Raw genomic sequence first — 16,781 nt, forward strand, 5'->3', positions numbered from 1 at the left:
CGCGACGCGACATGCTGACACGCGCGGCGGCGCTGAGCACTATCACTGCCGCCCCGGCCGCAATGGCGCGCGTTGCCGCCCCGCCCCGCTCGGTGGAGCGCTGGGGCGTTTACGAGATCGCCTTGGACGGCCCGCGCGAGGGTAAACCGTTCGACGACGTTCAGGTCGCCGCCACGTTCGAGGGGTGGGGCACGCGGGTCAAGGTTCCTGGCTTCTATGACGGCGACGGCGTCTATCGCATCCGCTTCAGCCCGCCCGAACTTGGCCAATGGCGTTGGACGAGCGAAAGCAACAATGCCTCGCTCGCCGGGCGTTCAGGCAGTTTCGATGCCATCGCGCCGGCGAAGGATAATCATGGCCCGGTTCGCATCAGCAAGGACGGCTATCACTTCGCCTATGCTGACGGCACGCCGTTCCGGCAGATCGGTACGACCTGCTATAGCTGGGCGCTGCAATCCGATGCGAAATGCGCCGAAACGCTGAAAACGCTGGGGAGCGCACCATTCAACAAGATGCGGATGCTGGTCTTCCCCAACGTGGAATCGGTCGCGACCAACCCGTTCGCGCGCACCGGTGATGGCCTGCGCGCCTGGGATCCGACGCGCTTCGATCCCGCCTATTTCCGGCGTTATGAGGATCGCATCCAGCGGTTGGGTGCGCTCGGTATCGAGGCTGATGTCATCCTCTACCACCCTTATGACGAAAAGCGGGGCTATTCGGACATGAAGCGGGAGGATGACGAGCGTTATGTGCGCTACATTTCCGCCCGTTTCGGCGCCTATCGCAACGTCTGGTGGTCGATGGCCAATGAATATGACGATGTGGAAAGCAAATCGATCGAGGATTGGGACCATCTGTTCCAGATACTCGTCGCGGCCGACCCGCATGATCGGCTGCGATCGATCCATCAGATAAACACCTATTATGATCATCGAAAGCCATGGATCACCCATGCCAGCATCCAGAACGGAGCGGCGGTGCTGGATGATTTGCGAGCCGAACTGCATCGCGCCTTCACGCTGAAGCCGGTGATTTTCGATGAGGTCGTCTATGAAGGCAATTTGGCGGAACGCTGGGGTCAACTGACCGGCGAGGAAATGGTCGAACGTTTCTGGTTCGGGCTGATCGGCGGCACCTATGTCGGGCACAGCGAAACCATTGATCCGGGCCGCAACGCCGATTCGTCCTGGCTGGGCAAGGGCGGCAAACTGGTCGGCAACAGCGCTCCGCGTCTCGCTTTCTTGCGGCGCATCATGGAGGAGGGACCGGTTCCAGGGATCGAGCCGATCCAGCCATGGTGGAACTATCATATCGGCGGCAAGCAGCACGAATATTTCCTGAAATATTTCGGATCGGAACAGCCGACCGAATGGCAGGTGGTCTTGCCGGGGCGCGGCGAAGCGGCGCTGCAAACCTATCGTGCCGATATCATCGATAGCTGGAACATGACGATTACGCCGGTCAATGGCGTGTTCAGGATGGCGCGCAAGAACCAGTATGACGTCCACGACCCCGCACGGCCGACGCTGCCCCTTCCCGGCAAGCCGTGGATCGCGGTGCGTATGGTCAAGGTGTGACGGGCATGTAGGTGACGCGGCGGGAAAACCTGGCGATGGCGTTGGGCGGAACCCTGCTCGCGGGTCATATGGCGGGATGCGGTGAGGCAATGGTGGGGCTTCCGGCGCGGCAAGTCCAGCCACCCCAATGGCGGCGTGGCTTCGATCGTCAGCGGATTGCCGATCTGGGCGACGGGCGCTTTCTCAATCCGCTGCTGTCCGGCGATCGGCTCGATCCAGCGATCTTACTCCGCGCGCTCTAGGACGCCGATAGTGCTTGTAAACCTATTGTGGCGCCAGCGCTACAATGCCATGAAAACTGCTCAAATAATCATCATACCAATTTACAACATTGCAACCAACCTGTAACTTGGTTTCAAACGAGCGAGCAGGGCCGTTTGAAGTACAGGAGGGGATATGGATATGCGCAAAAGCTATCTTTTTGCGAGTGCGGCTATTGCAATCATCAGTTGTCAATCATGGGCCGCCTATGCGCAGACGGCGGAAGGGGCAGGGGGTGCCCTGCCGCAACGTGTCGAAGACCAGTCTGATTCGGATCTGACCCGCAACATCGTCGTCACCGGCAGCCGCCTGCGCAGCCCGACTCTGACCTCGCCCAGCCCGCTGCAGGTGATCGACCAGCAATCGATCAAGCGCGAAGCCTTCATCAATGTGCTGGACGCGATCCAGCTCAATCCGACCTTCGGCAATCCCGGCAACAGCCGCACCTCCTCAAACGGCAGCCGGTCGGGCACCGGATCGTCGCAGATCGGTTTGCGCAATGCGGGGCCGGGCCTGACGCTTACACTGATTGATGGTCGCCGGATGGTGTCCAACGATGTCGGCTTTATCCCGACCGGCTTCGTCGACCGGATTGAGGTCCTCACCGGTGGCGCTTCGGCCGTCTATGGGTCGGACGCGCTGGCGGGCGTCGTCAACTTCATTTTCAAGAAGGATTATAACGGCCTGCAGGCGAACGTGCAGGCGGGCCTGTCGGAACGCGGCGACAATGGCGAATATCAGGCCGACCTGACGCTGGGCCGCAACTTCGCCGATGGTCGCGGCAACGCGCTTTTCTATGTCGGTTGGTCGAAGCAGGAACTCGTCTCTGCCGCGAACCGCGACTTCAGCGCAGGCGGCTTTACCAGCCTTGGCACGACTCAGCGGCGCGGGACGCGGGATGACAACAACCTCATCGCTGCGCAGAATCTGTTCGTGCCAGTGCCAATCTATTCGCAGACGACCCCTGCAGGCCTGTTCACGGCGGGCGGACGCAACTTCACGGTTGGCGCAGACGGTATGGCACGCCCACCATTGGCCAGTGAAACCTTTAACGGCGCGCCCTTCGGTGCGCTCGCCAATCCGCTCCAGAGGTTGAATTCCGCTGCGCGGATCAATTACGAGTTGAACGATAATATCAATCTGTTTGCGCAGGGCACCTATGCCCGCACCACCACCACCGCCTATCTGAACCCATTGGGGCTGGTGTCGGGCGGTGGGCTAGGCGTGTTTGGCAATGGCGGCGTCTACAATATCGAATCCTACATCACGTCGCAGGCCGGGACCACTAGCAAGGTGCGTAACGCATTCGTGCCCGATGCGATCTTCAATGCCGCAACCGATACCAACCGCGATGGCCTGCGCGACATCAGCTTCAGCAAGCGATTGAGCGACTATGGCGGCTTCACTTCCCGTCAGGAACGCGAAACCTATCAGGTGACCGTAGGGGCCGAGGGTGATCTTGGCTCGGACTGGCGGTATGAGGCCTGGTATTCCTATGGTGTTGCACGCGCGAACCAGAATGGCAGCGGCGTCGTCAACGCCGATCGCTACGCGCAGGCGCTGGAGGCCGTCCGTGACATCAACGATTTTGACCGCGACGGCGATGTATCGGAGGTCATCTGCGCCAGCGCCGTCGCCCGCGCGGCGGGCTGCGTACCCGCCAATATTTTCGGAGAAGGCCGCCTTTCTTCTGACGCAATTGCCTATACTCGCGGTACGGTGCTGCGCGATTCACGCCAGACGCTGTCGGACTTTTCGGCCAACATCAACGGTCCGCTGTTCCAGCTATGGCCCGCCGGTCCCGTCCAGATCGCTGCGGGCATCGAACATCGGCGCGAAACCAGCAGCGAGATTTTCGATCCGATCGCCAATGCCGGGCGCAACGGCTATGCGCAGCAGACCAACACCGCCGGGGCGATCACCATCAAGGAAGCCTATGGTGAATTGCAGGTGCCGTTGCTCGCCAATATCCCCTTCTTTCACAATCTGACGGCGCGCGGTGCGGCGCGCGCGTCCAAATATTCGCAGCTTACCCGCACTTTCATCGGCTATAATGTCGGCTTTGAATATGCGCCGGTCCGCGACATCCGGTTCCGCGGCGTCTACGCCCGCGCGATCCGCGCGCCGGGGATCAGCGAGCTGTTCCGCCCCGCGCAGGTGACAATCGACACCGTGGCCGATCCGTGCCTTGGCGTCACGCTCACCAGCGCCGACGCGACGAGCGTGAATTGCCGTCGCGATGCGTCGGTTGTCGCGAACATCAACGCCAATGGCGGCGTCTTCTCGCTCAACACGCAGGATCGGGGGGCTTCGGTGACCACCCTGACCGTGCCGAATCCCGACCTGAAGGAGCAATATGCGATCACCCAAACGCTGGGTGCGGTCATCAACCCGGTGTCGATCAATGCGCTGCGCAATCTGACCGTCACCGGCGATTATTATAAGTTGAAGATCACGGGCGGTTTCGGCGCTAACAATGTGAGCACTACCGCAAACCTCTGCTACGTTCAGGGTTTTGATCAGTTTTGCGACCAAATCATCCGCCGCACCACTCCGGTCGGTCCGTATAGCGTCGGCTCGATCGACCAGTTCCGTGGGCAGCTTGTCAACGGTACCGGCGTCCGCATTGTCGAGGGGCTGGACTTCAGCATGTCCTATTTCACCACGCTTGATAATGTGGGCATCAACGGCAGGCTCAGCGTCTCGGGCAGCTACAGCCACCTCCTGCGCAGCTACACCACGCCGACAGCGGGCGCGGCCAAGCGCAACCTGAAGGGTGAACTTGGCACGCCGTCTGATCCGGCGTCGGGCACCATCAGCTTCGACACCAAGTCGTTCGGCTTCTCGGTCACGGGCCAATATGTGTCGGCCGCCTATCTGGAGGAACCGTTCCGCGCCAACTATCTGATGGCAGATGGCACACCGGTCGATCGCAAATATTTCAAGATCCCGCATTATTTCTACACGAACGTCCAGTTGCGCGTGAATGCGGGCGAAAAATACCAGATGTTCTTCGGCATCAAGAACCTGACCGATACGCAGCCGTTCGTGCTGTATGCAGGCCTGCCGGGCAATGGCTACACCTATGATCCTTTTGGGCGTCGCTTCTACGCCGGCGTGCGTGTGACGATGTAAGCGCCTTCCCTCCTCCCCCCTTGGAACCCGATCCGGCAAACTGCCGGGTCGGGTTTTCTTTGGATTGGATCGGGTGATCGAATGTCGCCGGTCAGGATCGACCGGTCACGGCTATGCGATCCGGGCGGACAGCCGCTTGAGCTTTGCCGAACGGGCAACCACCTTACCGTCGACCAGCAGGGTCAGCCCCTTGCCCTTGCGATAGCGCGCGCCGTCCCGGTCCCACAGGATCGTCAATATGCGCCCGCGATACGGAACCCCGTCAAGGGCGAACCAGTCCCAGGCATCGTCGGGCACCAGCGGATGTACGACCAGCCGCTCTCCCGCTTCAGGCCGCACGCCTACCAGCCCGTTGATCACCAGGTCGCAATAGGTAGAATGGTTATAATATCGGCCGCGTTCCAGATCGTTGTGGAGATATCGGCCCGTCACCTCATCCAGATATTCGCCGATATAGGGCTTGCCGTCACGATAGGTCGCGCGGGCATAGGTGCGCAATGCATCGAAATAGTCGCGCGTGGCGACATGCGGCTGCGCGCCCTTATTCAACAGGTTGCCGAGCGCCGTCAGCGTCTGCGACGTCGCGAATGGCCAGACCGGCCCGTTCCATTCGCACCGCCCCTCGACCCGGTATCGAAAACGCGGATGCCGCCGCTCTGCCGTGGTGATGCCGAAGGGTGCGTCGAAGCCCTGGGGATCGCGAAGCTGCGCCCACGCCGCCTCATAGCCGCGCTCTCGGTCGGGCAGGTCGAAATACCAGGGGATGAAGCCTAACGCCTCGCGCGCATCGCTTAGCGTGCCGTCGTCGGGCTGGCCGGGGTGGACGAAGCGCACTTTGAAGAAATCGGCGCGCTTATCCCACAATCTATCCTGCACCACATGCTTGAGTGTCGCGGCCTTGTCGCGGTAGCCGCGCTCCAGTTCGGGCCGTCCGGTCAGCCGGGCGATCGCCGCCATCGCGACGGCGTTGCCGTACATATAGCTGTTGAGCGGCGGGCGCAGATTGCGATCCGTGCGCGAACCGCTGATCGATTCCTCCATCGCGTCGCGCACGTCATATTGCCAGAATGACCCGTCCGGGTTCATCCTTTCCCGCTCCCAGCCCTGATAATAGATTTGGAACGCATCGAACATGGCGGCCATCCCGGCGGTATCGCCAGTGACCAGCCAGCGCTGCCAGGCGGCCCAGATCGTCCAGCCGCTATATTTGAACAGATCCTTGGGCGCCGCCCCATCGGCACGATCGCCCAGCCAGTAGCGCAGGATGTTGTCGACCCAGCTTGGGTCGCGCAACCATCGTCCTTCCATCACATGATGGCCGACGGCGCTGCTGACCGGTGCGCGATGATAGAATTCCGTGGCGTTTATGCCCTCGGGCGTGCGGACCAGCGCCTTGCGATAGCTCCACCAGCGGAACCAGTAGATTTCCTCAACCTGGGGGTCGGGACATTCGAAGGCCGGGACGTTGCGCATCATCCATTCCCATGCCCCGCTGTTGGGGATCAGGTTGAACGGGCGTTCCGGATCCTGCGCATTGAACCGATCGACATGATGCCCGAAACGCGCATAATCGAGTATGGCGAGTGGTTGCGGTTGCGCAGCGAGTGCGGGAGCGGCGGCGATCGCCACGCCGCCCGCTCCCAGCCCCAGCAGCGCGGCGATTGAGCGAATGGCCCGTTGCCGGGAAAATCCTGTTCTGGGGCATGGCGCTATCCATCCAGCATGTGCGCCGACCCCATGGGGTGACAGCCGACTTCGTGGTGAGCAGGCTACAAACATATAAACATGTTGTAAACCTGTACATCCATCATATCGACCAGCCGCCGTCGATATTGTGAATCTGTCCCGTAGTATAGGTTGCGCCCGCCAGATAGACGACCAGATCGGCGATTTCCTCTGCCTGACCCAGCCGTCCAATCGGCTGCCGCGCGACGAAGGCGGCACGGGTTTCCTCATAATCCCCCTGCGCCGCCAGCCGCGCGTTAAGCGAAGGCGTGTCGACCGTACCGGGACAGATGGCGTTGCAGCGAACGCCCATTCCCACATAATCGGCGGCCACTGCCTTGGTCAGGCCGATTACCGCTGCTTTGGTCACGCCATAGACGAAGCGATTGGGCACGCCCTTCACGCTGGAAGCGACCGAGGCCATGTTGATGATGGCGCCTTCGCGCCGATCGATCATGCCGGGCAGGCAAGCGCGGATCATCCGGGTCATCGCCTTGATGTTCAGGGCATAGGCAAAGTCGAGATCGTCGTCGGAGGCTTCCAGCAGCGTCCCGCTATGGACTACGCCCGCGCAGTTGAACAGGATGTCCGCGCGGGCCATCCGGTCGGCCATGCCGTCGATGGCGGCCGGGTCCAGCACGTCCAGCCGCGCCGTTTCCACCGACGCACCGCTCAGTCCTTCCAGAGCGTCTTCGTCGATATCGGTGGCGATGACATGCGCGCCCGCTTGCGCCAGCGCCAGGACGGAAGCACGGCCTATGCCATGGGCGGCGGCGGTGACGAGGGCGGTCTTGCCCGACAGGTCGATCACGATTTGGCTCTCCTAATATCCGGGCACAGGCGTGCCGGGGCGGGTGTTGGATTGATAACAGGCCTCGACCAGCGCCATGCTGTGCCAGGCATCCTCGACATGGGTGGCGAGGCGGTCATCCTCCCCCGCGGTAAAGCGCTGGAGATTGGCCATCGGGCCGATGAACGCGTCGGGAAACCAGCCGCCGTCCAGCGAATGTTGTTCCCATGGTCCGCCACGCGGGGCAGTCCATAATTCATCTGCCTCGCCGGTGGGATAGTCGAGCAACAGGCCGAGCTTGATCATCGCCGCGCCCTGCGTCCCTTCGATGCGGAAGGCCGCGTCCTGGAAACGACGGCCAAAATCATGATGATGATTGATCGACAGGACCGCGCGCAGCGCACTGCCATAGTCCAGTATCGCGCTGGTGCGCGTGTCCGCCAGCGGGCTGGACGGATGGCCGTAGCTGCGTGCCATCACTGCCAGGGGATTGCCCGCCAGCGCACGTATCGCATCCAGATAATGGATCGAATGCGACACGATTTCCACGCGCGGATTGGCATTGAGATGGGGGAACAGATGCCATGGCGTGACGAGGTTGATATGGACCTCAATCTCGACCAGTTCGCCCAGATCGCCGCGCGTGATCGCATCGGCGACCGCCAGCATCATCGGTGCATAGCGAAGCTGGAAATTGACGGCGGCGATCAGCCGTCGGTCCCGGCATAGCTGCCGGATCGCGGTTGCTTCGGCCAGGTCCAGCCCCATCGGCTTCTGCAACAATATGCTTGCGCCTTCGGGCAGGGCGGACAGGATAGCCCGATGCGCGACCGGCGGCGCAGCCACGTCGAATATGGCATCCGCCGCCGCCGCTTCCTCCAGCGATCCAAAGACGATCGGCACATTCCACGCATCAGCCAGTTCCTGCGCCCGGTGTCGATCGGTATCGAACAGGCCCGCGACGACGAACCCCGCCTTGCGATAGGCTGGCAGATGCGCGTCGCGCACGATCCCGCCTGCACCGATGATGACGATGGGCCGGGGCGCCGTCGGCATCGGCCAATGTTGCTGCAGGGCGCTCATACGATCTGCTCTGCGCGCGTCTGTGCCTGCGCCAGCAACTGCGCAGTCGGCGCGTTACTGGTCATCGCCTGGCCCAGCATGTCATCGACGATCTGCGATATCGCCGCCAGATGCGGCGTCAAAGGCATCTGGCGGGCATGATCGTGCAGCCAGTCGAGCCGGTGGTAATAGGGGATCATGGCGTTGATGTCCGGATCGCTCCAGGTCGACCGGCGCACGCCGATAGCGCCTTCCATCGCCGTGATCCGGTCCATCGGCGCGCTGGCGCAATGGCGCAGGAAATCCCAGGCCAGCGCCTTGTGCCGCGACCCCGAACCGATGCCCAGCACCCAGAAGACGTTGAGCGATACGCTCTGGCCGGACGGGCCAGCGGGCAGGGGAGCGACATCCACCAGCCCGCGCACCCGGCTGTCGTCGGCCGTGTCGGCATAGGCGGCGAAACCGAACCAGTTGGCCATCAGGGCAACCTTGCCCTGCGCGAACAACATGCCCGACGCGACGCTGTCCAGCGTCCGCGCATCGGGCGCGATCGCCCCGTCATCGGCCGCCAGCGCGCGCAGATAATCAAGCGCCGCATGGGCCGGGCCGCTGGTGAAATCCGGGCGTCCGGCCGCGTCGAACGGCTCGCCGCCCCGCGACCAGATGTGGATGCAGAAATCGTAGAAGCCGTTATGCCCATCGGGAAACAACGCCAGCACGGTTCCGTACAGATCGTCCTGCGGCCGGTGCAGCGCTCGCGCCGCCGCATGATAATCATCCCATGTCCGGGGCACGTCCAGCCCGGCGGCGTCCAGCAGGTCGCGGCGGTAGATCAGGCATTCCGGTCCGTCATGATAGGGCATCCCCCAATAGCCGCCGGCAAAGCGCTGCATGCCCGTTAGCGACGGACTCCAGGCCTGCGGAAAGTCCGGCACTGGCGCGCGTGTCATGTGCGGCGCCAGATCCTCCAGCAGACCCGCCGCTTGCGCTTCGGCCAGCCAGTCGGTCGCCATGAAGGCGATGTCCCACGCGCCGCTGGCAAGGCCGCGCTGGCCGATGATGCTCTCATGCAGCGGATTGAGGTCCATCGGCACCGCCTCGATCGACGCATCGATGCCTGTGACCGCCAGGAAGTCGGCAAATTGTTTGATGATGGCGCTCTCGAACGGCCCGAACCGCCGGACGGCGACGCGCAGCGTGGGGGGGGTCATGCCGCTGCTCCCTGTGCGGAAGGGGGTGGGGAGGTGTCGGCTTTTGCCGGACGCCGCGCCCGGCCCGCGCCCACCGTGTAGATCGCCGCCGCCGTGATCACGACGATGCCTTCGATAAGCCCCTGATAGTTGGCGCCCAGGTTGAGGATGTTGAACCCGTTGGTCAGGGTGAAAAGCAGGAAAGCGCCGACCACGGTCTTCAACACGCTGCCAGCGCCCCCCAGCAGCGATGTGCCACCCAGGATCGCGGCGGCGATCACCGTCAGTTCCGTCCCCTGCAGCGCGGTCGGGTTGATCGCTCCCAGACGGCAGCCGAACAATATCCCCGCAAAGCCCGCGGCGGCGCTGGACAGAACGAAAGCGCCGATGCGGTAGGCGTCGACATTTATGCCCGACAGCCGGGCCGCCTCCGCATTGCCGCCCACCGCATAGATGCGGCGGCCCATGACGGTGAAGCGCAGCACGAAGCCGATCAGACAGGTGAACAGTGCCAGATAGAGGACTGGCGCGGCGAGGCTGAGGCCGGGACCGGCCGCCAAAGCCACCGCGCCCAGCGCCGCGCCGCCCAGCACCGTCGGCCCGTGCCGCCGCCATGCGCCGAGCGCGAGAAGCACTCCTGCAAGGATCAGCATCGGCCAGAAGGCGGCGATGCGCGTACTCTCAAACGCCAGCATCTGCGCCAGCACCTGCGGCTGCTCGACCATCAGCGATCGCCCGTCGGTCAGGATTAACACCAGCCCCCGCACGGCGGTCAGCGTGCCCAGCGTGACGATGAAGGCGTTAATGCCGACGAACTGGACGATCGCGCCATTGAGCAGCCCGATCGCGGCGGCGGTGCAGAGCGCGGCGACGGCGGCGGGTACGAAGCCGATCTGACCCGCCAACGCAACCAGCACCGCCGCCGCCAATGCCGCCACTGACGCCACCGACAAGTCAAAGGCGCCGGTGATCAGCATCACCGTCATGGCAACACCCATGATGCCGACCAGCGCAGCCTGATAGGCGATATTGCCCAGATTCTGGCCGCTGATATAGGCGGGCAGGCCGCGGTTGGCGGCGATCGCGGCCAACACCGCGATCAGCAGCGCCAACGCATAATAGACGCCGGCTTCGCGCAATCCGAAGATGCGACGCCAGTCGGTAGGGGCGGTCATGGGGCAACTCCCTGAACAGGATCGGGCCGACGTCCGCCGCCGGCGATGAGGAGGAGGTCGGCTTCGTCCACGCGGTCAGGATCGACGTCGGCGACCACATGGCCGTCGCGCATCACCAATATGCGGTCGCAGATAGCGATCAGCTCGGCAAATTCGGACGAAACCAGCAAGACCGGGAGGCCGTCGTCGGCCAGTGAACGGATCAGCCGCAATATGTCGGTGCGCGCGCCGATGTCGATCCCGGCGGTCGGCTCGTCCAGCATCAACACACGCGTGCGCGGCTTCAGCCATTTGGCGATCACCACCTTCTGCGCGTTGCCGCCTGACAGATCGGTCGGCAGGGCGTCTATATCCTTCGCCCGGATCGCCAGTTGCGCGACCGCTTCGGCGGCGTGTGCGCGTTCGTCGCGCGATGGCTTTATGAACCCGCCGGGGTCGGCCAGCGCGATATTGTCGGCCAGCGACAGCAACGGGACATAGCCCTGTTTCGCCCGATCCTCCGGCACCAGCGCCAATCCGGCAGCGACTGCCTCGTCGGTGCGATGCAGGACGGATTGTTTGTCGACCAGCACCGTGCCGGTGGCATCGCGATCAGCGCCGAAAATGGCATGCAGCAATTCGCTGCGTCCCGATCCCAGCAGGCCCGCCAAGCCGATAATCTCGCCTGCGCGCAACATGAAGCTGGTGGGAGCCAGCCGCCCCGGCGCGGCCAGATCGCGCACCTCCAATATGGCGTCGCCGAAGGCGCGCTTATGGCCGTCGCGCTGCAGGGCCTGCACCGCGCGCCCGGCAATGGCGTCGGCCACGGCCTTTTCACTGAGCTGCGCGGTCGGCGCGTTCAGGACCGCCCGACCGTCGCGCAGGACCGTGACGCAATCGGTCAGGGCGATGATCTCGTCGATGAAGTGGGAAATGAACAGCACCGTCCGGCCCTCTGCCTTCAACCGGCGAATGGTGGCATAGACATTGTCGCGCTCATGGCCTGCGAGCGAAGCGGTCGGCTCGTCCATGATGATGAGTTGCGCATCGGCCGCCAGCGCCTGAACGATGGCGACCATCTGCCGCTTGCCGATCGGCAGGTCGGCGACCAGCCCATCAAGCGGAAAGGGGTTGCCCAGATCGTCGACGATGGCCTGCACATGATCCCGCGCGACCAGATCGCGACGCCACAGGCCGGAACGGTCGAGCTGGATATTCTCGATCGCGGACAGGGTCGGGACCAGCGGTACATGCTGGTAGATGGTGGCGATGCCCGCCGCCCTGGGTGCGGCGGGGCCGGTCCACGTGACGGGCGCGCCCTGCCATTCCATCCGGCCGTCGCTGGGTTGCAGGGCGCCCGCCAATATTTTGATCAGCGTCGACTTGCCCGCGCCGTTGGCGCCCAGCAGGCCATGGACCGTGCCCGGCGCGACGGTCATGTCGACGCCCTTCAGCGCGGCGGTGCCGTTGGGGTAGGTCTTGGCCAGCCCCTGCAGGGTCAGGATGGGCATCACCATTGGCCGACACACGCATCGACATTGGCGCGGGTGACGGCGGGGATGGGATAGGTCAGAAAACGGTCGCCTCCTGCCTTTGCGCCGTTGGCGGCGCGATGCAGCGCGGCGAAGGCAAGCGCGCCCAACGCTTCTGGCTTGAAACAGACGGTGCCGTCCACGGCCCCGGCCTTGATCGACGCGATCGCCAGCCGCGATCCGCCGACCCCGATGAGCCGCGCCTTCGACCCGGCGGCGCGCACCGCGCGGGCGCATCCGATCACCATGTCGTCGGCCTCATTGAAGATCAGGTCGATCCGGGGTTGGGCGGTCAGGATATTCTGGCAGGCCGCCTCGCCCCCCTGCGACGACCAGTTGCCGGGTTGAGAGGCCATAATGCGATAGAGGATGCCCGCCTTGTCCAGCGCCTGCCGGAACCCGCGCGCCCTTTGTTCGACTTCCGGGAAACCGGCGGCGCCCTCGATTACCGCTATCCGTGCCGGTCGGCCGGTCGGCAGCAGGCGCGCGGCGAGCTGGCCGGCCGCTTCGCCCGCCGTCACCTCGTCCTGCGATACCAGCGCGGTCAGCCCCGGATAGACGTCGCGCACCGATCGTTTGCGCGGATCGCCGATCAGTGCTGCGACCGACACGACCGGAATCGCCTGCCGCCCGATGCGGTCGACCCAGCCCTGCGCCACTACGGAATCGATCGGCATGATCGCGATGCCTTTGGCGCGCTGGGCGATCAGGTCGTCAATATCATTGGCCTGCTTTTGTACGTCGCCCTTGGCGTCAAGCACGACCGCCATAGCGCCCGCGCGCGCGGCGGCGTTGCTGAATCCCTTGGCGATGGCGGCGGCGAATGGATAGCTGAGGCCCACGGTGGACAGGCCGTACCGGTCCCCGCCGACCTGCACAGGGGGGGAGGCGGGGCGGCCCGCCTGCACCGTCTGCCGCACCGCGATGAGCGATGCGCCCGCGATCAGCAGGACGACCAGCGACAGCGCGCGCAGGACATGACGGCTCCGCAATATCATGGTTTCAGGCGGCCGCGTCGCGCCGCAGGACCAGATACAGATGCTCGCACGCCAGCACGGTTTCGTCGCGCTGGTTGCGGATGTCGACCGCTTCGGTGACGACGCCATGGTCGATCCGCTTGGCGTGGTCGCGCTTGTCGGCGATGCGGGTGATCGTGTGGATCGTGTCGCCGATATGGACCGGGCGGATGAAGCGCAGCCGGTCATAGCCATAGGACATGGCATGGGGGTTGATGACCGTGGCGGTCAGGCCGATGCCGATGCTGAAGATCATCGTGCCATGGGCGATCCGCTGGCCGATATCCTGTGTCGCGCACCAGTGGGCATCCATATGGTGCGGGAAGAAATCGCCGGTATGGCCAGCATGGACGACGAAATCGGTTTCGGTGATCGTGCGGCCGAAGCTCCGGCGTTCCGACCCGATATCATAGTCCTCGAAATACTGTTCCACGATCATGCGGCACCTGTGATGTCTGACTGGATGGCCTGGCTGTCGGCGCCCAGTCGGGGCGCCGCGCGTTCGTTCTTGATGATCCGGCCATCGATGCGAATGGGGCAGCGGGTCAGCGACAGGGACGCGCCATCAGGCGACGTGACGGACTGCACCGCGTCCAGCGCGGCAAAGCCGGGGTCGGCGATCAGCGTTGGCCAGTCCAGCACCGGCGCGGCCCAGATGCCGGCAGGTTCGAGCCGCGACAGCCAGTGGGCGGTGGATTGGCCAACGAGATGATCGCGCAGCCGCGCCTTGATCGCGTCGCGATCCGCGAACCAGCGGTTTGGCGCGAAATCGGTCAGATCGGCGCAGTCGATCAGCGCGCCCAGCCGGTCGACCGGCGCCATGGCCAGCGCCATATGGCCGTCCGCCGTCCGATAGATGCCATAGGGCGCGGCCAGATAGCCCGCCTTATTCACCAAAAGTGTCCTGAAGGGTTGGCGGGAGTGGCGTAAGCCTCTGATCTGAATTAGGAACTGGGTGTCTAAGCCGAACCTGCCGCAGGGCAGAAAATGCCACGGGCCACACCCGCCATGAACGATGATATCGCAAGCTCATTTGGATTCCCAGCAGTCGGCCGCAAGAAAATCACAGCTGCGTTCGACGGTGGCCGGCTTACCTCGGATGGCGGTGTTCTACTGCTTGCACAGGCCGAGCGCGCGATGGGGATTTGCCAGCGCCTGGCGGCTTGTATTGCCGATCCGCGCGATCCAGCGCGGGTGATCCATCGCCTGGATGACATTCTGCGTGCCCGTGTGTTCGCGATTGCGTGCGGCTATGAGGATGCCGATGATCTCGATGCTCTGCGCGACGATCCAGGCTTCCGCCTGGCGCTCGGCAAGCTGCCGGAATCGGGCGCGGGGCTGGCCAGCCAACCGACGATGAGCCGGTGGGAAAATGCACCGACTACGCGCGAACTGGCCAGCATGATGGCCGCGATGATCGACATCTACTGCGCCAGCTATCCCGCCCCTCCGACAGCGGTCACGCTGGATATCGACGACACGTGCGACGTCGTGCATGGCTATCAACAGCTCTCGTTCTGGAACGGGCATCATGGGGAGCGCTGCTTCCTACCGATCCATATCTACGACACCGCGACCGGCAGGCCGGTGGCCATGCTGCTGCGCACAGGCAAGACGCCTTCTGGAAAGGAGGCGGCGGGGCACATCCGACGCCTGGTGCGTCACCTGCGCCGTAATTGGCCCGATACCCACATCACTATCCGCGGCGACGGGCACTATGGTCGACCCGAGGTCATGGCCTACTGCGATGCGGCCCGCGTCGATTACGTGTTCGGCCTGCCCACCAATTCAGCGCTGCGCGCCGATCCCGCCATTGTTGCGGTCGCCGATGCCTGCGCGGTCAAGCGCGCCCAGCGTCAGTGTCCCGTCCTGCGCAACTATGCCGAGACCCGCTATGGGGCAAAGACCTGGAAGTGCCAGCGTCGCGTCGTTGCACGGATCGAGGCCAGCACGCTGGGCATGGACATCCGCTATGTCGTCACCTCGTTGGCAACAGGATCGGCCGAGCACATCTACGACACGCTCTACTGCGCGCGTGGTCAGGCCGAGAACCTGATCAAGCGCCACAAGTCCCAGCTCGCCAGCGACCGAACCTCGTGCCGCTCGGCCAATGCCAATCAGATGCGCCTGATACTGCACACTGCCGCATACTGGCTGCTATGGCGCATCCAGCAGGCGATGCCCAGGACCGCTGCTCTGGCAAGCGCGGAGTTTACCACCTTGCGCCTGCGGCTGCTCAAGGTCGCTGCGCGCGTCGTAGAAAGTGCTAGCCGCATCCGCATTGCCTTCGCTTCCGCCTGTCCGGATGCCGACCTGTTCCGCGCCCTCGTTCTCCGGCTGAAGCCTGCGCCGACGTAGCCCATGCGGCAGCGCCGCAGAACTCCGAGCCCAGCCCTTCAACCCGAAAAGCCCATCAATCCGAATGCGGTGAAACAAACGCCAGCGATGCCGGTCGTCCGCGCAATACAGCCAGCCGCAGCAAATGCCCAGAGCGGGCCCGAAACCGAGCGTCGTGAATAAGAGAGGATAGAGGTTGGCATTGGCCACCGCGCTACGCTGGGGCATGTCGCCCCCGCGATTGAGATAAACAGCCAGATGCTCGAATTGCAGGTCGATGGCGGTTTCGATCAGGCTCACATCGACGCGCCCGCCTTCGCCAGTCACGCCCCGGCGCACCAGCAGGGCAAGGATGCCCTGCACCAGTTGCGCGCCCGCCATCATGTCGGTGATGGACAGCCCGGCGGGGATGGGCGGTCCGTCGCCATTCCCCGTCAGCCAGGCGATGCCCGACAGCGATTGGACCAGCAGGTCCTGCCCCGGCCGGTCGCGCCATGGTCCTTCCGGGCCATAACCACTGACCCCGGCATAGACGAGGCGCGGATTGACGGCGCTGACCTGATCCCAGCCCAGCCCCAGCCGGTCCATGATGCCGGGGCGAAAATTGTGGATCAGCACATCGGCGCGCGCCACCAACCGCAGCACCATCGCCAGATCGTCGGCGTCCTTCAGGTCGGCGGTCAGGCTCTGCTTGCCCCGGTTGATGGCATGAAACAACGCGCTGTCCCGATCGAACGCCAGGTCGGCAAGGTAGAGATTGCGGCTGGCGTCGCCGCCGTCGGGCCGTTCCACCTTGATGACCCGCGCGCCCAGATCGCCCAGCCGCAGTGCTGCCGAAGGTCCAGCCAGAAACTGGCTGAAATCCAGGATCGTCACGCCTTCCAGGGGAAGGGACATCGGTCGATCGCTGTTGCCCGCTGACAAAAAACCACCCTCTCAAAAATATTTGTCATTTAATATGATATTTGTTCAGGCTATGGATACGGCCATAGTGAGTCAACA

Annotated in this window: 13 protein-coding genes and 1 pseudogene (1 of these 14 cut by a window edge); 4 read left to right on the plus strand and 10 right to left on the minus strand. The window is 63.9% G+C overall.

What is annotated here, in order from left to right; translation table 11 throughout:
• The 3 genes from WFR25_RS05135 to WFR25_RS05145 all read left to right on the plus strand — a co-directional run.
• Nucleotides 1-1,577: the 3' portion of a DUF5060 domain-containing protein gene (locus WFR25_RS05135; protein ID WP_336969172.1), read on the plus strand. Its footprint begins 10 nt before the window's first position; the window shows 1,577 of its 1,587 coding nt (coding positions 11-1,587); its start codon lies off the left edge, out of view; it ends in the stop codon at nucleotides 1,575-1,577.
• A gap of 11 nt (nucleotides 1,578-1,588) precedes the next feature.
• Nucleotides 1,589-1,819, plus strand: coding sequence for a hypothetical protein (locus tag WFR25_RS05140; RefSeq protein WP_336969175.1), 231 nt, complete (start codon nucleotides 1,589-1,591; stop codon nucleotides 1,817-1,819).
• 154 nt (nucleotides 1,820-1,973) lie between these two features.
• Entirely contained in the window at nucleotides 1,974-4,973 is a 3,000-nt protein-coding gene (locus WFR25_RS05145; protein WP_336969177.1) for a TonB-dependent receptor domain-containing protein, read from the plus strand.
• A 111-nt stretch (nucleotides 4,974-5,084) separates the two neighbouring features.
• Here WFR25_RS05145 and WFR25_RS05150 read toward each other — a convergent pair whose 3' ends face one another.
• The 9 genes from WFR25_RS05150 to WFR25_RS05190 all read right to left on the minus strand — a co-directional run bounded on the left by WFR25_RS05150 (nucleotide 5,085) and on the right by WFR25_RS05190 (nucleotide 14,336).
• Nucleotides 5,085-6,602, minus strand: a complete 1,518-nt coding sequence (locus WFR25_RS05150) for an MGH1-like glycoside hydrolase domain-containing protein (protein ID WP_336969179.1) — start codon at nucleotides 6,600-6,602, stop codon at nucleotides 5,085-5,087.
• A 178-nt stretch (nucleotides 6,603-6,780) separates the two neighbouring features.
• Nucleotides 6,781-7,509 (minus strand): SDR family oxidoreductase, encoded by a 729-nt coding sequence (locus WFR25_RS05155; RefSeq protein WP_336969181.1) that lies wholly within the window; start codon nucleotides 7,507-7,509, stop codon nucleotides 6,781-6,783.
• A 12-nt stretch (nucleotides 7,510-7,521) separates the two neighbouring features.
• A complete protein-coding gene (locus WFR25_RS05160) occupies nucleotides 7,522-8,571 on the minus strand; it encodes a Gfo/Idh/MocA family protein (protein ID WP_336969183.1) in 1,050 nt (349 codons plus the stop codon).
• Nucleotides 8,568-9,761, minus strand: a complete 1,194-nt coding sequence (locus WFR25_RS05165) for an ABC transporter substrate-binding protein (RefSeq protein WP_336969184.1) — start codon at nucleotides 9,759-9,761, stop codon at nucleotides 8,568-8,570. Before WFR25_RS05165 ends, WFR25_RS05160 begins: the two co-directional genes overlap by 4 nt.
• On the minus strand, nucleotides 9,758-10,915 hold the full coding sequence (locus WFR25_RS05170) for an ABC transporter permease (RefSeq protein WP_336969185.1): 1,158 nt from the start codon (nucleotides 10,913-10,915) through the stop codon (nucleotides 9,758-9,760). Before WFR25_RS05170 ends, WFR25_RS05165 begins: the two co-directional genes overlap by 4 nt.
• Nucleotides 10,912-12,411: a sugar ABC transporter ATP-binding protein gene (locus tag WFR25_RS05175; RefSeq protein ID WP_336969186.1), complete on the minus strand. Its 1,500-nt coding sequence runs from the start codon at nucleotides 12,409-12,411 to the stop codon at nucleotides 10,912-10,914. Before WFR25_RS05175 ends, WFR25_RS05170 begins: the two co-directional genes overlap by 4 nt.
• Nucleotides 12,405-13,424 carry a sugar ABC transporter substrate-binding protein gene (locus tag WFR25_RS05180; RefSeq protein WP_336969187.1) on the minus strand — a complete coding sequence of 340 codons (1,020 nt, stop codon included), beginning with the start codon at nucleotides 13,422-13,424 and terminating at the stop codon, nucleotides 12,405-12,407. The genes WFR25_RS05175 and WFR25_RS05180 overlap by 7 nt, the downstream gene beginning before the upstream one ends.
• 4 nt (nucleotides 13,425-13,428) lie before the next feature.
• Nucleotides 13,429-13,881 (minus strand): MaoC/PaaZ C-terminal domain-containing protein, encoded by a 453-nt coding sequence (locus WFR25_RS05185; protein WP_336969188.1) that lies wholly within the window; start codon nucleotides 13,879-13,881, stop codon nucleotides 13,429-13,431.
• Nucleotides 13,878-14,336, minus strand: a complete 459-nt coding sequence (locus tag WFR25_RS05190; protein ID WP_336969189.1) for a CoA transferase — start codon at nucleotides 14,334-14,336, stop codon at nucleotides 13,878-13,880. The genes WFR25_RS05185 and WFR25_RS05190 overlap by 4 nt, the downstream gene beginning before the upstream one ends.
• Nucleotides 14,337-14,450: 114 nt before the next feature.
• Here WFR25_RS05190 and WFR25_RS05195 point away from each other — a divergent pair, with 114 nt between their 5' ends.
• Complete coding sequence (locus WFR25_RS05195) at nucleotides 14,451-15,800, plus strand: IS1380-like element ISSp1 family transposase (protein ID WP_013039775.1); 1,350 nt, start codon at nucleotides 14,451-14,453, stop codon at nucleotides 15,798-15,800.
• A gap of 186 nt (nucleotides 15,801-15,986) precedes the next feature.
• Here the strand turns inward: WFR25_RS05195 and WFR25_RS05200 are convergent.
• A pseudogene (locus WFR25_RS05200) lies at nucleotides 15,987-16,676 on the minus strand (CaiB/BaiF CoA transferase family protein); the annotation flags it as partial.
• Nucleotides 16,677-16,781 lie beyond the last annotated feature (105 nt).

This window comes from Sphingobium aromaticiconvertens (genome assembly GCF_037154075.1).
Classification (GTDB): Bacteria; Pseudomonadota; Alphaproteobacteria; order Sphingomonadales; family Sphingomonadaceae; genus Sphingobium; species Sphingobium aromaticiconvertens.